The following is a 17,327-nucleotide window of genomic DNA, read 5'->3' as shown; positions in this document are numbered from 1 at the left end:
CAAATGCGCCGGCGCCCCGCCGCCGCCCGGTCAGCGTGATCCGAAAGTCGCATATCGTCGATATTCTTGGTTCCGCTACCAGTTCAGCCTATGGACTTACAGTCAGCCTCGCATACCGTCGGTATGACTCAGCTTCAGACTGAGCCGAAAGGGAGGACGGCCATGACACGGCGGACGGAAAAGGCGTGGCGCGCGCTGCTCGGCGCGACGGCCCTTGGCGGGGGGATGAGTGTCTCCGAGGTGGCGGTCGCCCAGCCAAGGGACACCGCGGTCATCGAGGAGGTGGTGGTCACCGCGCGGCGCCGGGAGGAACGCCTTCAGGACACCCCAGTGGCCGTGACGGCGCTGAGCGCACAGGCGCTGGAAGCCCGGGGCGTCGACGGGGTCGCCGAAGTCGCCAAGTTCGCGCCGAACATCCGGTTCGACAACGCCGCCCAGCTCTCCGGCGGGAACTACAACGCCACGGTCTTCATCCGCGGGGTCGGCCAGAACGACTTTGCGCTGTTCAGCGATCCGGGCGTGGGCGTCTATGTGGACGGCGTCTACTTCGCCCGCTCCATCGGCGCGATGCTGGACGCGTTCGATGTGCAGCGCATCGAGGTGCTGCGCGGACCGCAGGGCACCCTGTTCGGCAAGAACACCATCGGCGGGGCGGTGCTCGTTACTTCCGTACAGCCCACACAGGAGTTCGGCGGCAGGGCCGAAGTCACCGTCGGCCGTTTCGACCGCCGGGACTTCCAAGCCAACGTGAACGTGCCGCTCACCGAGGACCTGGCGGCCCGGCTGTCGGTGGCCACCCTCAACCGCGACGGCTACGCCAAGCGGATCCTGGCGGGCGACGACCTCGGCGACCGCAACACCGACGCTGCACGGCTGCAGGTCCTGTGGACTCCCACGGACGATCTCGAGATCAACCTCGCCGGCGACTACACCCGGGCCCGCGAGCATTCCGCGCCCAACACCCTGCTGGCCGCCGGCAACCGCCCGGGATTCACGGGCACGCCGTTCATGGTCAACTACAACCGCTTCGTGGCGCCGACGTTTCCGTTCCGCGCGCCGAACGGCCAGATCGGGATCAACCCGTCCTGGATCACCGGCGACCCCTACACGACCTACGGCACTGGCCCGAACGTCAATGATCTCGACCTCTGGGGTGTCTCGGGGACGGTGAACTGGACCCTGGGCGCGGTGGACCTGAAGTCCATCACCGCCTACCGCCACCTGAAGGCCGCCTTCGCCCGGGACGGGGACAACACGCCCTACACGTTCCGGCACACCTTCAACTACGACAAGCAGAGCCAGTTCTCGCAGGAGTTCCAGCTCTCCGGCCAGGCGTTCAGCGACCGGCTGACCTGGCTGGCCGGCCTCTACTTCTTCACCGAGGACGGGCGGGACGAGGGCTATGCGCACCTGGCGCTCGGCCTCGCGCCGCCGCTCGCGACCGCGCCGCCGTTCGCGCCGGCCGTGAACATCCTCACCGAGGTGGAGAGCAAGACCTACGCCGCCTTCGTCCACGGCACCTACGCGGTCACCGACCGGTTCAGCGTGACGGCCGGCGGGCGCTGGAATCTCGACAAGAAGGAATACTACCTCGACCACCGCCGCATCTGGGACGGCTTCGTCATCGCCAACACGACCCGGTCGGACGACTGGGACGCCTTCACGCCGAAGCTCGGCGCCGAGTTCAAGGCCACCGACGACGTGCTGCTCTATGTGTCGGCCGGCAAGGGCTTCAAGAGCGGCGGTTTCAACGCCCGACCGCTGGCGGACGCCAGCGAGGTCACCGCCTACCAGCCGGAGACCATCTGGACCTACGAGGCCGGCGCCAAGACGAGCTGGTTCGACCGCCGCCTGGTCGTCAACGCCGCGGCCTTCTTCTCGAGCTACAAGGACATCCAGCTGACGGTGAACCAGACGCCGCGGAACTTCGTCGCCAACGCCGCCGAGGCCGAGTTGAAGGGCTTCGAGGTCGAGGTCTTCGCGCGCCCCGCGGACGGCTGGGACATCAACCTCGCCGTCGGCCATCTCGACCACGAGTACACCTCGATCGGCGAGGGGCTGGGCCCCACCCAGATCCTGCCGATCACGCTTCGAAGCAAGCTGGTGAAGGCGCCCGACTGGACCGCCAATGGCGGCGTCCAGTACCGCCTCGACCTTGGCGACCTGGGCGGGCTGACGTTCCGCGGCGACGCGGCCTACTACAGCCGCCTCTACAACGACATCGCCAACGACCCGGAGCTCTCGCAAAGGCGCCTACACCCTGGTGAGCGCCCGGGTGAGTTGGGACTCCGCCGACGACCTGTGGCGCGTGTCGGTCTTCGGCGACAACCTGACCGACGAGCAGGTCACGGTGTCGGGCAATGCCTCATCGGCCGCCTTCGGTCTCAAGGAAGCCGCCTACGGACCGCCGCAGACCTGGGGCGTCAGCCTCGAGCGGAAGTTCTGAGCCGATAACCCTCCAAGGCCCCCAGCCTATTCCCACTCGATTATCTTCGAATGCCCTAAGTTTCTGATTAAACGATACATTCTCGCTCACGCGGATTTGAATACCGTCTGAGATACCGTCAGAATCTTTGGCTGGCGGATTGATGATGCGGAGGCACATCAGCAATGGGCGAGAGCAAGAACGGCTCCACGAACCGGAGAATAGCAGAGTCCCCTCCCCGCAGCACGCCTTCGCTGAGAAGGGAACTGGGCAGCCTTGTTTTAGAGGTATGCAGGGACCGCCCCTCCCGAAGCTTCGGGCGCGATGGAAGCAGACGCCACCGTCCTCACGCCGGCGCTGAGCGCGCCTCAGGTACTTCACCGGGCGTTGTCATGAGCTACCCGGGAACCGCGGCGGCCTCGTACAGTTCAGCTGCAAGGAGGATAGCCATGTTCAAATCACCCTGGACCCGCTGGGGCGCTGTTCTCGGCTTTGCGCTGGGCGGCTTCTTTGACGGCATCGTGCTGCACCAGATCCTGCAGTGGCACCACCTCCTGAGCCTGGTGCCTGGCATGGCCGACATGCGCCTGCAGGTGCTGTGGGACGGCTACTTCCATGCCTTGATGTACGTCGTCGCGGCGGTCGGCTTGTTTGGCTTGTGGCGCGCCCACAAGAGCCGAGAGGAAGGCTGGGGACGCCCGCTGTTCGGCTCAGTCCTCCTCGGTTTCGGCGTCTGGCACATCGTCGACAGCGTCCTCTCGCACTGGGTGCTGGGCATCCACCGCATCAAGCTCGACAGTCCCAACCCGCTCATGTGGGATCTTATCTGGTTCGCCGCTTTCGGCGCGCTGCCGCTCATCATCGGATTCCTGATGCTGCGGGGCTTCCGTCCGGGCGGACCGAGAATCTCGGGCCCGGCCGCCGCCGTGCTCCTGCTCGGGCTGATCACGGGCGCGGCCGGAGCCTGGTCGCTCAAGCCACCGCCGGACCAGCCGTTCACCACCGTCGTCTTCGCGCCCGGGACGAACCCGAACCAAGTCTGGTCCGCGCTCTCCGCGACGGACGCCCGGCTCGTCTGGACGGACCCGTCCATGGGTGTGGTGGTCGTCGATGCGCCGGCCGACCAGCGGTGGTCCTTCTACCGGCACGGCGCGTTGCTGGTGAGCGGCTCTGGCGTGCCGGCTGGCTGCTTCAACTGGAGCCGGGCCTGAGAGACGCACCTAGGTGCATCTAACGACGCCGCCGGCGAAGCACCGCCCGGACCCGCGCCAGCAACTCCCGGGGATTACACGGCTTGGACAGGTAATCGTCGGCGCCCCCTTCCAAGCCCCTGATGCAGTCTGAAGCACTGTTCATTTTGGAATGGATAATGACGGCGGGCGCGTTCGGCCGTGTGCTGAGACATGAGCACAGCTCAATGCCGTCCTCCGCTTCCGGGAGCGCTAGTTCGATGATGACGAGATCAGCGCCTTGGCTCGCGAGGAGGAAGACTGCTTCGGTCGAGTTGGCCGCAGCCTCGACTTCAAAGCCGTGCTGCTCCAGAAGGCAAGCCAATCGCCGCCGCGCGGTCCCGTCCGGATCTACGACGAGCACCCGGGCGCTGCAGGGGCGTTGAGGCGCGGGGGCCAGCATTTCAGAAGTGTCGCGGCCGCACGTTTCCGCATTGTTTCGGGAAGGCCGGCCCAGCGTACCTTTGGGCTGCGACGCCTTTCGCCCTGGGATCGACGCCGGGTCCCTGCCCGTACGTGTCACCCGCAGGCTTCGCCTCCCACCGCGACGAGACACGCACTCGATCCCAGGCTGTCCCGAGTTCGAATGCTCCGCCGTGGCGCACGGCCCAGTCCGTACAATGTGCAAGGATGGGCGTCCGGAGAGCTCGGTGGTCCCCGCTGGCGGGGCGAGCCCTTTCAGTTGTAGAACGGCTAACGCTTCGGGCGCCGGAAGGCGCTAGGAAGTCAAGTCGAGGCGCTCGTGCAGCGCCGGCGCGGTGCGAGCCACCGCCGGTTTGTGTGGAAGGCGAATGGCGCGGGCAAGGGGCGGGATCGACCATCAAAAGACCACCGCACTCCTGAAGGCCGCAGAGGCCCTGATCTCCCGACGGGGGGTGGGCGTCTCTCTTGTCCAGATCGCTCGGTCGGCCGGAGTGTCCAAGCAGACCCTCTACAATCGATTTGGGGGTCGAACCGGATTCTTCACCGCCCTGGCTGCGGACCAGGCGGCAAACTGTCCGCCGCCCGCGATTGGCCAGCCGGCTGGACGCACGCCGTCGCAGGCGCTGGAGAGATATGCGGTCGAAATGCAGGCCTACCTCAATCGACCGCTAACCCGCGAATTGCTCGCGCCGCGCACGATCGAGACAGAAGCCGCCGGCGCCGCTTGGCGGGAGGATGTGCTGGGACGTGCCCGGCGCGACCTCGAAGGCTGGTTCGTCCAGCAAGCCAACACCGGCCGGTTGCACGTCTCAGATCCAGATGTCATGGCCGCGTTGCTGATCCAGCTGTGCGTGGCCGAGACGCTGGCGCCGATCGTGCTGTCCGGCGAACCGGCTTCGTCTTCGGCGGCGAAGCCTCTGGTGTCGCGCGTTGTCCAGGCTCTCTTCACTTTCGAGGGGCACCCCCGCGGAGCTGGCGAATCCCCATCTCCGCGCACGTAGCGGTGCACCGCAGGCCCGCCCGCCGCCTTGCAAAAAGCCAACAGCTCCCGCGCCAGCCCGCGGAAACGTCGCCGGATTGGGCCAGCATGACGCTGCGCAATCGCCGCGGTGGGATTCGAGCGGCGGTCGCAGGGCCATGGGCACCTTGTCGAGGTGGGGCGGCGGCCAAGGTCAGCGGACGCGGGCCCTCCAAGGCTGCCGACCTGGCGTTCACCCGGCTTGCTAGTCCTAGCGGTCGGAGGCAAGACGACTTCGACCTGCCGAGCTGATCGCCCGCTGCAGTATGATCGTCGGAATGATCGCCGCGACGAACGCGATGGCGGTGAGCAGGAAGCCGTCTCGGAACGCCGCTGCGGATGACTGAGCATAGACGGTTTGTCCCAGCAGCCATCCAGCCGCCGCCCCTTGCTCGGGACCGGACAGGCCAAGCTCGGCCATGATCCGGCTCGCCTGCCCCAGGTATTCTGCAGTCGCGACGTTGTCGGGCGTCTGAGTCGCTGCGAAAGCCTCGCCATGAAGAATCGTTCGCCGCTCCAGGAGGACGGAAAGCAGGCCAGTGCCCAGCGCGCCCCCGAGTTGGCGCGTGAAGTTCATGGCGCCGGAGCCCTGGGCCAGCAGGTGCGGCGGCAGGACCTTCAACGAAGCGGCGCTGAGGGACGGAAAGACCGCGCCCATCCCGATCCGGCTGATCACCGTCCACCAAGCCAGCGTCCAGAACGCCGTACCGGCCGTCACGTGAGATGTCAGCCATGACGAGTAGGCGAACACGGCCAGCCCGAAACCAATCAGGAGGCCCGTCGAAAGCTTGTCGCTGAGCGCGCCAGCCAACGGGAAGACCACGACGAGCGCGAAACCTGCGGGCATCAGCAGCAAGCCGGCCTGCGTCGGCGTGTAGCCCTGGATCTGCTGCACGAAGACCGGAAGAAGGTAGGTCGAGCCAAAGAGCCCGGCGCCGAGCACAAAGCTGACCACGGACGCCGCTGCGAAGGGCCCATTTCGGAAGAGACGCAAGTCCAACAGCGGATCGCGCGCTGTCAGCTCCCGCCACAGGAACGCCGCTCCGGCGGCCAGCGAGAGGGCGAAGCATCCCAGCACGGGATTGGATTCCCAGCCCGCCCGCTGGCCCGAGGATATGCCCTGCAGAAGCGCCAGCAGGAACACGGAAAGGATGATCATAGCCTGCCAGTCGAGCTTCGGCCTCGCAGCAAGGGGATCGCGGACCGGCAAGAACAAGTGCGCCAAGGCCATTCCGCCGAGGCCGAACGGGATCCCGAGGTAGAACAGGAACCGCCAATTGAAGCTGTCCATGAGGAGGCCGCCGACCCAGGGACCAAGCGCCGGCGCAAGCACGACGCCGATCCCGAAGATGCCCATGGCAGCCCCGCGCCGTTCCGGAGGGAAGACCTGAAACATCGTCACCATGGCGAGCGGCTGGACCACACCGGCGGCAAGGCCCTGCAGCACGCGGCTGACCACCAGCACATTCTGGTCCGGCGCGAGCCCTCCGAGGATGGAGCCGAAGAGGAAGAGGCCCAGCGCTCCGACCATGGTCGCCCGCTGCCCAATGGCGCGTTCGCACCAGGCGGTCATCAGCATGGTCACCGTCATGGCGGCGAGAAAGCCAGTGGACAGCCACTGAACCTCCGTCGCGCTCATGCCGAATTCGCCCATGATGGCCGGCACGGCGACGTTGACGATGGTCGACGACAATACAACGGCCACGGCGGAGACCATCGCGGTCACCGTCGCCAGCCAGCGATAGCCAGGTCCGTAGCGTTCGAAGAGCTCGCTAGTCGACCGCATTGATGTTGACCTCAACCATCATGCCAGGCCGTAGGAAGCTATTCGCCTCTTCCAGAACAAGTCGCACCGGCAGGCGCTGGGTGACCTTCGTGAAGTTGCCGCTGGGGTTCGGATTGGGCAGCAGGGCGAATTGACTGGTCGCGGCTCCGCCGATCCGCTGCACCCGAGCTTTGAACTTGCGGCCAGGGTAGGCATCGACCTTTACCGTCGCCTGGGCCCCACCGCGAGCTTTCGGAATTCCGTTTCCTTGACGTTCGCATCGACCCAGACGTTCCCGGGATTATGGTACATCAGGATCCGGGCCCGGCGTGACGAACTCGCCCGCATCGACGAACGTCTGGTCTATCACGCCGTCGAATGCCGCCACGATCTCTCGCCGCGAGAGGTCCAGCGATTGCTGCGCTCTCTTAGCGAGGAGACCGGCGCGTTGCGCGTCGAGAGCTGCGATCTGTTCATTCAGGACGTCAGCGTCATCCCGCCCGGAGGCCGTGACGTAGACGTCCCCCCGAGCCGCATCGACTGCGGCCCTTGCTCGGTCGACGGCCTTTTCGGCGGCCGTCAGGCGCGCCTGGTCTTCCTCGAGCCGACTCCTGGCGAGCAGTCCCTTGCTGTACAGCGTCTGCGTTCGGCCGAAGGCGCTGCGGGCCAGCTTGAGGTCCGCCTGCGCAGCTGCGAGCCCTGCTTCGGCCTGCAGCACTCCAGCATTGGAGACCTCGACGGCGCGTCCGACGCGCGAGTTGATCGCCGCCTGCTGGGCGCGCAGCTGTGCCTTCTGAGCCTCGAGTGCGGCGATGTTGGCCTCGATCTCCTGCAGGGCGAACTCGGCGTCGCGGGGTTCGAGCCGCACCAATACCTGCCCGGCGCGCACCGCGTCCCCCGGGCGGACCTTCAATTCCACCACACGACCGGCCGCTTCGCTCGCCAGCGCCACGACGTCGGATGCGATCCGCGCGTCGTTGGCGTAGACGTGCTGCCCCCGCGCATGGATAAAGCCGCCGGCGCAAACGACGGCGGCAGCGGCGAGGACGCTGGCCAGGGCGATCTTGCGCCTTGCTGCACGGGGCCTCGCCTTGGCGGCGCCGACATCTGTTTGGCTTTCTCCGGACATCTCAACCTACTCCAGACGCTCACTGATGCGGCGAAGGACAGATACGGTCGTGCCGAGATCGTCCTTCGGGATCCCGTGCAGAATTTCCTCCCGCAGCGCGTCGGCGACCTCCGTGATGTGGTCCAACACGGGCTGGGCCCCTGGTGCGAGCTGTACGAGCTTGGCGCGTCGATCTCCGGCGACCGCCTCACGGAAGATCAGCCCGTCGCGTTGCAGGGCGTCGAGCTGACGCACCAGCGTGGACGCCTCGATCCCCACGCGCTCCGCGAGCTCGCGCTGGAGGAGGCCGCCGTCTGCCTTCGACAGGACAAGCAGCAGCTGCCAGCGACTTTGCGTCAGCCCGGTTCTTCGGAGACGCTCGTCCAGGCGGGCGCGCCAGCGCCGGTGGATGAAGGCCAGTCGACGGGACAACTCGGAGTGAGGGTCAGTCAGATGCACTCGCTGCATGGCCAGTAGTTGGCATGCTAACTATCGCGCCGCAACCGGGTGCGGCAATCCGGCGCCCAATCGTCGCCGCTGAAGCCGGCGCTTGCTGACAGGCGCATCCCACGCGGCGCGCGCCCGCCCCTGCTGTAGCCCCTTGAGACCTGAACCCGGGAATGGCGACAAGGCGCGCCGCGTCGATGTCGCTCCGGCTAAGCCAGCCGGCCGTCGTCGGCAAGCCAGCGAATGGCTTCTGCCAAGTCGTTGTAGATCACCCGAAAATTGCCCTCCCCAAATGCCAGCCGGGCGATGTAGGCCAGTCGCGTATTCGGAACCAGGAGCGCTGCGCGGACGCCGCGTCTCCGGAGCTCTTCACTGTTCGGCTGCTGCGCGAGGGTCAAATCGACGTCCGGAGGTTCCATCTCGAGGGCGTCATACAGCACCCGTGATCGGCCGCTTTCCGACAGGAGAAGCATGACTTGTGACTGGAGTTCGGTCACATCCTCGGCGGTCAACGCCCCTCGGATTCTTGCAACAATGATCTCGCCGCTGAGCTCGACCCAAATCCGCTGACTCTTCGGCATTTCTCTCACCCACGGTGCACCGTCACATCCGCCGCGGCTTGCGCGCGGATGCAGGCTGCTCTGCCCTGTAGCCCTCCGCCCCAGTTGCAACAACGTCTCAGCATCGAAGCCCCCTCCCATCGCAGCCTCGTCGACATTGTCGGCGGCCCGCGCGTGCAGGGGCGTCGTGGGGTTGAACCCGAAGGCGCCGGGTCATCGGCTGGGCGACGGCGAGGCCAACGCAGGGCGTCGCCAGAACTCCAAGTCGGCTCGGAGGAATAAACGATTGCCGAAGAGCCGCCGAGCGCAGCCGGACCGAGCTGTGAACCCGCCCAATTCCCGCGCACGACGCCACGTAGACGCTCTAGATTCCTTGGTGCGATTCCAATCCTGATCGAACCCGTCTGCGCCGCCTTTTCGATCTTGCCAACCAGGTCGGGAGACGACAGCGCCAATATTCTCAGCACGGCTAGCAGCTTGCCGGCCTCGCCCGGCGCAGGGCTGGTTCGCTCTCGCGTCAGGTCGCTCGCGAGCGGCGCAAGCTTTCGGGCAACGTCAAAAGATGGGTTGCGCAAGTTGCAGCTCGCCCTGCCGCCCTATCTGGCGCTGGTGCTGCGAAACTTCGTCACGGCTAGGGGGTTCGTTCGGCGACTGGCTGCTCATTGCTCGACCGGGCTTGCGACAACGGAAGTTGGGCTATGCCGGCTTCCGAGGACGCGCGGCGTCGGCGCTGACGCTGCGGATTTCACGAATCCAAGGCGCTCGCTTGGGCTTGGCCCGGTCCAACCGTCCCCCAGCTGCTTTAATGCTGTACCATTCGTCCATCTTCGGGACCCGGCGCCACAGTGGATTGGCTGAACAGGACGGCCGGTCAGCAGAAGCGGAGACTTTCGCGATGAGCGGCATTCGCCGGCTGACCGACAGGGATGGCGGCGGCGTCCCCAGCGCTGACATTCTTGTTGCCGGGCTCAAGGCGGCAATGCGGCGCCACGGACGCGCGTTGAAGACGCTCCACGGCTTCATTGGAGCCGCCCTCGATCCCAACCATGCCGACCTGCTACGACCTGGAGAGATCCTACCTCTTCCGCCACGAGGACGTTCTGCGGCCGGTAATCGCCGAGGTCGCGTCGGTCGTGGACGCGGGAATTCGCTCCGGAGAAGTGCGCGCCTGCGACTCCGGGGTGGCTGCAAGGGTCGTGCTCGGCCTCACGTTGTTCGCGCCGCTCGTCGGCCCAACCCCACTAACCGGTGCAGGAAGGCGTCGGACAATCGAAGCTCTGCAGGACCTGATCACGTACGGCTGCGTCGGCAATCGCGGAACGTCGCCGACAGGTGAGAGAAATCGGCACCAGCGCTTCCAGCCACTTGAGGCAGGTAGCCGGGACGCAATCCTCGCCAGCGCGTCTTACCTGTTGAACCGGCGCCCCCCAGGCTCCCATGGAGGAGATCGCCGCATTTCTGAAGGTGAGCTCCCACACGCTTGGCCTCTACTTCGGCGAACGGGACCATCTCGTGTCCGCCTGCCACTCCCGCACCCTCACGATCTTCCTACACGTGCAGGACGCCACCCTTGCGCCTGGGCCTGTGACGGCTGCGGGCGTCGGACGCTTTGTCCGGGCGACGGCGCTCAGTTATTTCAGCCCCGACGTGCAGCCGCTAAGTCCGATCGCAGCGCTGAGCGGAGCGGACGGCCATAGCGAAGCCCGACGGCGACTACAGTGGGCGGGCCTTTGGATGCTATTACGGCCGCGCTTGATCGACGGCGTCGGCGCAGGCGAACTGCGGGAGCGGCACCATCAGTTGGCGCCCCGCTTCTGGCTGGCCCTTTGCAGTTCTCTCCCGTCCGGGCTCTGGCAGGAGGCGATCCAAGACCCAGACCGCGAGGCAGATAACGTGGCCGAGCTGATCTGCCTCGGATTGGCGCCGGCCGAACGGACGTTTTGATCTGCGTGACGGCTCCGAGCGGCGCACGACCTCGGACGTGGATGACTACTCCGTGGCGCCGTGGGTGCGGGTTCAATGGATGGGGGGAGCGGGCAGGCTCAGCCCGGGCTCGTCGGATGGGCGAATGAGAGGGGGGCCGGCTGACCGCCCACCAACGCTCAGCGATGCCAGCTCTCGCGAGCGGTCGGCGCTCCTGAGCAGACGCGCTCGAGGTCTTCAACGTGGGCGCCTATCGGTCCAGTTCGGCGCGGCGCCCGCGCCGGCCCCTCAAGGACTCCGACCTGCCAGAACCTGCCGTCCTCGCTCTCAAGGGCCGCCGGTCACCCCTAGTCACGGCCAGCGCCTAACGACCCCATCGCTCGCAGCGCCGGCTGACGTTCAACGGCGGCGAGGCGCAGGTACATCCGCTGGAGGTCGAGGAGGTTCTGAGCGGCCAGTTGGATGACCGCGCCCCGCTCGAGCGCGGCGTCCGGCACGACAAACCCCCGACGAGCCCGCACGCAACTGCCCATTTCGGCAAGGTCCCACAGGCGGCGGCGCGTCGTTTCTATCGGTAAGCGCAGCCGCCGGGCGGCCTGCGAAGCCGTCACGGGCTGCCGGTCCACTTCGGCTCCCAGGCACGCGGTCCGGCAATCGAGTTCGGTGTTCGATCGAAAGACCTCAAACCAGATTGCCGCACTGACCACGTCTCCGAACGCCGCAAGCGCGAGCACCACAACGCGCAAGAGGTACTCGGACCAGAGACGGGCGGCGGCGCGTACCGGGGAGGCCTCGCCTTGGCGAGGCGCTGGCGCCTCAAACACGACGCCCGCTTGAGCGAGGGCGGCGTGAAGCGCCGATAGCGCTGCATATCCTGCTTCGAGTTCGCGATGATGTCCCGGGAAGCCGACACGCGCTGCGGGCATCACCACTATCCCCCGGGGGCGTTGCGGCAAAGGCCGAGCTGAGCAAGCCGCCGCACCCGGCGACGGACCGTTTCGAACGGAAGCCCGAGGCTCTGCGAAATGGCGTTGATGCTGATCGGCCGCAGCAGGTCGTCGGGCGGCGAGGCGTCGTAGGTGACGAAGGCTGACTGGTGACCCGAATCGGGCATCCAGGCGCCTGAGTTGGCCTGTGTGAGCGTGGCCAGGACCACCGCATCGGTCAGGCTCAGGCCACGACGGGCGTTGACCTGGTCCATTAGGAACCCAATCGTGATGCTCAAGACGCATAGTGTGTCCGTCATGCACGCCCTTTCGCGCTCGAGTTCACCCCGGGGGGCTGCGGCAGTCCTCGTCTCGCTGGCGCCGGCGCTCCCTTGCCGACAATCTCTTGCGCGGCCAGTAACCTGTGCTGGAAAGCAGCAGCCATGCGAAGCGGTCGCAAGCCGTTTGCGCGAGTTCCTTCCTTCGGCGAAGGTGGCGCCGAATCCCTGGAGACACCCGCGGAAAGATGACGTCACGGCAGAAACAACACCCGAGGGGCGAGTCGGCGTACGCCGCCCAGGTCGAAGGCGCGGGCTTCCTGCTCGGTGACGTGACCCGCCTGATGCGGAAGGGGTTCGATCGACGGGTCCGGGATCTTGGCCTTACTCGCCCTCAATGGCGCGTGCTGGTCTACGTGCTTGAAAATCAAGGGTTGTCACAGTCAGAACTTGCAAGACGGCTCGAGCTCGAGCGCGCTCCGCTCGGGCAGCTCGTGCGAGCGCTGGAAGGCCTGCGCCTGGTAAGCCGCCAACGCTCGCCCTCGGACCAGCGGGAGTGGATCGTGGTTGCGGGAGAAGACGCCCCCCTCAGTCCTCCCGCAGATGATAGCGGCGGCGCACTGGCTTCGTGAGATCACCTTTCAAGGCATCAGCCGTGAGGAACAGATCACCCTGCTTCGACTTCTCGATCGCATGAGGTCGAACCTCAGTTTCGAACTCGATCGCTGACGCCATCCTTGCGGCGACTTCCGCTCAGGACAGTGCGACGTCGCCGCAGTTGCCTCGACTCCACGTAGGCCCACCCGCGCAGGCCCAGAGGTGCGCCTCAAGGTAGCGCGCCTCCGAGAACTCGAAGTCCAGAGTTCGGCAACACGCCAATCCCACGCCGCCTAGCGCCGCATCAGCGGCCGCAAAAATTGACCGCGCCCAGAGAGCGCGGTCAAGGGGCTGCTGCGGGGAAGAACGGTGCGCAGCAAGTCAGATAGTAATGTCAGATACAAGCGGCAGGGGTCAAGCTGGGCGCGGCCAGCGGTATGACCTAAGCGGCAGGATCGGCGAACAATGGTCTCGCTCTTGACGTGGCGCTGAGACCGACAAAGGATGTCCCATACAATATTAACCGGGATCAATTCGCGGTTGTGGGGAGGAATAGATGTCGAAAAGGCAGTTGATGGCCACAGTCGCCGCAGTCGGCGTGATGGTGGCTCACGAGGCGCGCGCACAACAGGCAAACACGATCGAAGAACTCGTGGTCACCGCTGAGCGCCGAGAGCAAAGTCTACAGGACGTTCCCGTCGCGATTTCAGCATTCACATCTGAGAAGCGCGACCAGCTCGGCATATCGACGGTTTTCGACCTAACCAACTTCACGCCCGGACTGCAATATTCCAGCCAATTGGATCGGGTCAGTCTTCGCGGGGTGGGACGAACGACGAACGTACACGCGGCCGATCCATCCGTTTCGGTTTATTCAGATGGAATTTACACCACCTCGACGGTGGAAGCCGGCAAGACACCGCTGTTCGTGGAGCGGATCGAGGTGCTGCGGGGGCCACAAGCGACGCTGTACGGGCGCAATGCCATCGCGGGGGCGATCAACCTGGTGTCCAAGCGACCTACGGATGAGCCTTACGCCGAGGTCAGGGCGACCTATGCGAACTACAATCGTCACGTGCTCGAGGGCGCCGTTTCCGGCCCAACGACCATTCCCGGCGTGAAATTCCGACTCGCCGCCAATTGGGAAAAGCAGACGGAAGGCTGGTACGACAACATCGTGCCCGGGCAGCCCGATGAGGGCAACGTGATCGACACCAACATCGTCGAGGGCCAGCTGAAATTCGACTTCAACGACAATTTCGAAGGCTGGACCAAGCTCACCTGGATCCAATGGCGCAACGGCTCTGGCGGGCCCGGCGCCCGCGGCACGTTCACGCCGGGCCCCTACGCCAGCTTTGAGGTGGCCAACGGCGCAACGTCCCAGGAGCCGGGTTATGGCTGCAGCGGCCGGGTCACGAACGTGGTCAACCCCTCGCCTCTCGGCTGCGAGAACCCGGCTGACCGCGACCCTCGGAAGATCGCTTCGGTCATACCCTATCAGGTCAAGTTGGACGGCACCTGGATCTTTGCCAGCGAATGGATCTGGCACGCGCCCAGCTTCGACGTGAAGTACACCACCGGTGGCGCGCGCTATCACTACACGCTCAATCGGCCGCCGGACGACACCGTGGCGCCCGTGCAGAGCTATACGTTGGCCGGCGGCCTTCGGGTCTTCCCGCAACAGGTCTACAATTACCAGGAGATCGAGGAGTGGTGGAGCCACGAGCTCACCCTCAGTTCGACCCACGAGGGACCGCTACAGTGGCTCGCCGGCGTCTACTCCTGGAACGAGCACTTTGAGCAGCCCACGTCCACGTACCTGTTTCTTCAGCCACAGATCGCCGCCCCCTTGGGCGTGAGCTGCCCCCGCTTCGGCAACGCATGCCCGCCAAACCCGCTGTTGCAGCGGAGCTATGACGAGCCCAAGTTCCATATCCAGTCGAAGGCGGTCTACGCTCAGGTGGACTATGAGTTCACCGATGCCTGGAAGCTGACGGTCGGCGGACGATACTCGCTCGACGAGAAGTCGGGCTCGGAGGAGGCGCGCGTCCTGTGCTTCGCCTTCTTCGCCTGCACGCCCGGGCTGACGCCGGAGCAGACCGGGCCCTTCACGCCGGCGATCGACCTCACCCAGGCGCTGTTCATCCCCGGAGCCACGCCACCGAAAGGCGTGTCGCAAGACTTCACATTTGACCCGGCCACAGGTCGCGCTCGGCGGGAGTACGACGCCGATTGGGACGCGCTTACCGGCAACGTCACGCTTCAGTGGGAGCCAGATCCCGCCACGACCGCCTATGTCCGCTACAGCCGCGGCTACAAGGCGGGCGGCTTCCGCATCGGCGTCGATACGGCGCTTACCGCCAACCCCTATACGAAGGCGGAATATCTGGACGACATCGAGGTGGGTCTCAAGAAGACCTTCGGGCGCAACCTGCAGACCAACATTGCGCTGTTCCACTATGAGTACAAGAATGCGCAAATCCCGCTAACGATCATCGACACCGCCGGAGGTGTCACCCAGGCCCAGTCGGTGTTCTACAACGTGCCCAAAGCTATCTCGATGGGCGTTGAGCTGGAGACCATCTGGCAGCCGTTGGATAATCTGCAGATACTCTTCAACTATTCCTATCTGAACTCCGAGATCAGACGAGCCAGCGGGGTGGTCGACCCCGCGGACCCGGCCGCACTCGACCCGGATGCAACCCCGCTGGGTTCAATCGCGGACTGCGTGGCCCGCCAGGCGACCCCGTCGGCCGCGGACAATTGCCCGGCCGACGTGTTCACCGCGCTCACGGGGGGCGGGTTCCAGCTCGGCCAGGACCTCAAGGGTCAGAAGCTGCCCAACGCGCCAAAGCACAAGGTCGCGTTGAATGTGAACTACACTTGGCTGTTCGAGGCCGCTTCGCTGACGGCTTCGGCCAGCTACACCTGGCGTGACGCTCAATACGGATCGATCTTCAACCGCGCCTACTCGCGCTCACCTTCCTGGGAACAGGTTGACGCGCGCGTGACCTGGACGCCTGCCAACGAGCGCTACACCGTCATCCTCTTCGCCAAGAATATCTTCGACGAGGTGGGGTATGAGGGCGGCGCAACGGCGGCGCGGCGAGCCGGCTACGTCGGTTCCGCCACGGCCGGCGGCTCCACAATCATTCCTGTCACTCAGGGGGTTGCAACGAGCTATCCGCTCACGCCGCCCCGAACCTACGGGATCGAGCTGCAGTATCGGTTCTTCTGACGGCCGCTTCAGGTGGGGGCGGCCCTATCCCGCCGCCCCCGCTGACCGGCCCGGTTCGGGCCACGCGCCCGACGAGCCGACCATTGCATCCAGGCCAAACCGTCCAACCAGTCCTTCGCTTTGCACCCCAGATGCGGCAAGCGGCGCTTCGGGCGCGCCGGCTGGGCCTGAATTCGAATCCGTGACACCGGTGATCTCGATGGGACGAGATCCACGAAGTGGAGGTGACCCTAGGTGTGACCCGAAACTTCCTTGTTCGCCGGCTGGAGCGGATCACTCGCCAGCGGCCGACGAACGTGCTGGGTTCATGTCGAGGCGGAAGTCATGTTCGGGGCGCTGGCCGGGGCCACCGCGTCGGAGGCGCCGCGCCGCGGAGATCTGCGGCCGCGGTCGGTGTTCGGCGGTCTGCGCGAGGCGCGCAACTGCCAGAGCTTCCCGTCCGCTGGTGACCAGACCCGGCGGAAGGATCTTGGAGCCGGCGGCCGCTGGGCAGGTCAGCGACCACCAACCGAGCCTCCGCTGATCCATCTCTGATCGCTGGCTTCGAAGCGAACGGTCGTGGCTCTGAGATTCAACTCACGGCGATCCGATCTCACTCGATCGCCAGCTGCAGCGTTTCTGCGAGGCGGCCGGCCAGGCCCAGGCGATCCGCTTCGTCTTCGAGGCCGTTGTTGTCGATCGCCCGGGACAGGGCAGCGCCCATGATGATCGCCCCTACCGCGCGGGCCCGGATCTGCGCATCCGGCCCACCCAGCCAAGCCTCTATCGGTTCGTAGAACCGTTCCTGAGTGTTCCGCCGAACCAGCGGCCCGGCCCTGGCGGACGACGCCGAGCGCAGGATGATCTGCAGCACCGCCAGCTTATGATCCTCTACGGGATCGAGAAGCAGCATCCGGGCGGCCCGGGCGCCGAAATCCTCGCGCGGGCCCTCCAGGAGGTCTCGAACCGAGCCGCTCTCGGCAAGTACCGCGGCGAGCAACTCCTCCTTCGAGCCGAAGTAGCGCAGCACCAACGCCGGATCGACGCCCGCTTCGCCCGCGATGCCGCGCACACTAGCGGCGTCGTAGCCTTCCTCCGCAAAGCGCGACCGCGCCGCCGAAAGGATAGCGCTCCGTGTGGCCACGGCGTTGCGGGCGCGGGTCGGGCCCTCAGCCTGCCTCATGGAAGTTCCTCCGCCAATGTCCACGCCCGTTGACTTACACCGATGGCGCCCATAAGTCACCGACCGTTGACTGACTGACCCGCGCCTCCCCAGCGCGCTCGAGGGACAGAGACCGATGCAAACCTTCCGAACGCTCGCGCTGATGGCGCTGGCGAGCTTGGCGCTTGTTGGCTGCGGACGGAAGGAAGGACCGCCCGTCGCCGCCGCGCCGGTCGTTTCTGTGGCGGC

Annotated in this window: 15 protein-coding genes; 6 read left to right on the top strand and 9 right to left on the bottom strand. The window is 65.9% G+C overall.

Annotated elements, in window-relative coordinates; all coding sequences use genetic code 11:
• The first annotated feature begins 162 nt into the window (after positions 1 to 162).
• Entirely contained in the window at positions 163 to 2,454 is a 2,292-nt protein-coding gene (locus tag LRS04_RS20015; protein ID WP_374576610.1) for a TonB-dependent receptor, read from the top strand.
• Positions 2,455 to 2,874: 420 nt separating this feature from the next.
• Complete coding sequence (locus LRS04_RS20010) at positions 2,875 to 3,636, top strand: DUF2243 domain-containing protein (RefSeq protein WP_257817831.1); 762 nt, start codon at positions 2,875 to 2,877, stop codon at positions 3,634 to 3,636.
• Positions 3,637 to 3,655: 19 nt separating this feature from the next.
• On the opposite strand, the gene LRS04_RS20005 is transcribed toward LRS04_RS20010, so the two are convergent.
• The gene (locus LRS04_RS20005) at positions 3,656 to 4,018 is read right to left on the bottom strand and encodes a response regulator transcription factor (protein WP_257817830.1); all 363 of its coding nucleotides are present in this window, start codon (positions 4,016 to 4,018) and stop codon (positions 3,656 to 3,658) included.
• Positions 4,019 to 4,445: 427 nt separating this feature from the next.
• Between LRS04_RS20005 and LRS04_RS20000 the strand changes: the two genes are divergently transcribed.
• Positions 4,446 to 5,078, top strand: coding sequence for a TetR/AcrR family transcriptional regulator (locus tag LRS04_RS20000; RefSeq protein WP_257817829.1), 633 nt, complete (start codon positions 4,446 to 4,448; stop codon positions 5,076 to 5,078).
• A 228-nt stretch (positions 5,079 to 5,306) separates the two neighbouring features.
• Here LRS04_RS20000 and LRS04_RS19995 read toward each other — a convergent pair whose 3' ends face one another.
• From LRS04_RS19995 to LRS04_RS19975, 5 genes are all read right to left on the bottom strand, one after another.
• Positions 5,307 to 6,821, bottom strand: coding sequence for a DHA2 family efflux MFS transporter permease subunit (locus LRS04_RS19995; RefSeq protein ID WP_257817828.1), 1,515 nt, complete (start codon positions 6,819 to 6,821; stop codon positions 5,307 to 5,309).
• 46 nt (positions 6,822 to 6,867) lie between these two features.
• Positions 6,868 to 7,044: a hypothetical protein gene (locus LRS04_RS19990; RefSeq protein WP_257817827.1), complete on the bottom strand. Its 177-nt coding sequence runs from the start codon at positions 7,042 to 7,044 to the stop codon at positions 6,868 to 6,870.
• A gap of 117 nt (positions 7,045 to 7,161) precedes the next feature.
• Positions 7,162 to 7,989, bottom strand: coding sequence for an HlyD family secretion protein (locus tag LRS04_RS19985; protein ID WP_257817826.1), 828 nt, complete (start codon positions 7,987 to 7,989; stop codon positions 7,162 to 7,164).
• 6 nt (positions 7,990 to 7,995) lie between these two features.
• Positions 7,996 to 8,427, bottom strand: coding sequence for a MarR family transcriptional regulator (locus tag LRS04_RS19980; RefSeq protein WP_257817825.1), 432 nt, complete (start codon positions 8,425 to 8,427; stop codon positions 7,996 to 7,998).
• Positions 8,428 to 8,624: 197 nt separating this feature from the next.
• Complete coding sequence (locus LRS04_RS19975) at positions 8,625 to 8,996, bottom strand: STAS/SEC14 domain-containing protein (RefSeq protein ID WP_257817824.1); 372 nt, start codon at positions 8,994 to 8,996, stop codon at positions 8,625 to 8,627.
• A 1,416-nt stretch (positions 8,997 to 10,412) separates the two neighbouring features.
• On the opposite strand from LRS04_RS19975, the gene LRS04_RS19970 reads away from it, so the two are divergent.
• Complete coding sequence (locus LRS04_RS19970) at positions 10,413 to 10,919, top strand: hypothetical protein (RefSeq protein WP_257817823.1); 507 nt, start codon at positions 10,413 to 10,415, stop codon at positions 10,917 to 10,919.
• A gap of 326 nt (positions 10,920 to 11,245) precedes the next feature.
• Here the strand turns inward: LRS04_RS19970 and LRS04_RS19965 are convergent, their stop codons facing one another.
• On the bottom strand, positions 11,246 to 11,824 hold the full coding sequence (locus LRS04_RS19965) for a hypothetical protein (protein ID WP_257817822.1): 579 nt from the start codon (positions 11,822 to 11,824) through the stop codon (positions 11,246 to 11,248).
• A gap of 5 nt (positions 11,825 to 11,829) precedes the next feature.
• A complete protein-coding gene (locus tag LRS04_RS19960; RefSeq protein WP_257817821.1) occupies positions 11,830 to 12,099 on the bottom strand; it encodes an Lrp/AsnC family transcriptional regulator in 270 nt (89 codons plus the stop codon).
• Between the two features lie 251 nt (positions 12,100 to 12,350).
• Between LRS04_RS19960 and LRS04_RS28340 the strand changes: the two genes are divergently transcribed.
• Positions 12,351 to 12,734, top strand: a complete 384-nt coding sequence (locus LRS04_RS28340; protein ID WP_374576609.1) for a MarR family winged helix-turn-helix transcriptional regulator — start codon at positions 12,351 to 12,353, stop codon at positions 12,732 to 12,734.
• A gap of 521 nt (positions 12,735 to 13,255) precedes the next feature.
• Positions 13,256 to 15,937, top strand: coding sequence for a TonB-dependent receptor (locus LRS04_RS19955; protein WP_257817820.1), 2,682 nt, complete (start codon positions 13,256 to 13,258; stop codon positions 15,935 to 15,937).
• A 592-nt stretch (positions 15,938 to 16,529) separates the two neighbouring features.
• Here the strand turns inward: LRS04_RS19955 and LRS04_RS19950 are convergent.
• Complete coding sequence (locus tag LRS04_RS19950) at positions 16,530 to 17,099, bottom strand: TetR/AcrR family transcriptional regulator (protein WP_257819199.1); 570 nt, start codon at positions 17,097 to 17,099, stop codon at positions 16,530 to 16,532.
• Positions 17,100 to 17,327: the final 228 nt, after the last annotated feature.

This window comes from Phenylobacterium sp. J367 (genome assembly GCF_024699985.1).
GTDB lineage: Bacteria > Pseudomonadota > Alphaproteobacteria > Caulobacterales > Caulobacteraceae > Phenylobacterium.
Note: the sequence above shows the minus strand (reverse complement) of the source record. Positions and strands in the feature narration are given on the sequence as shown.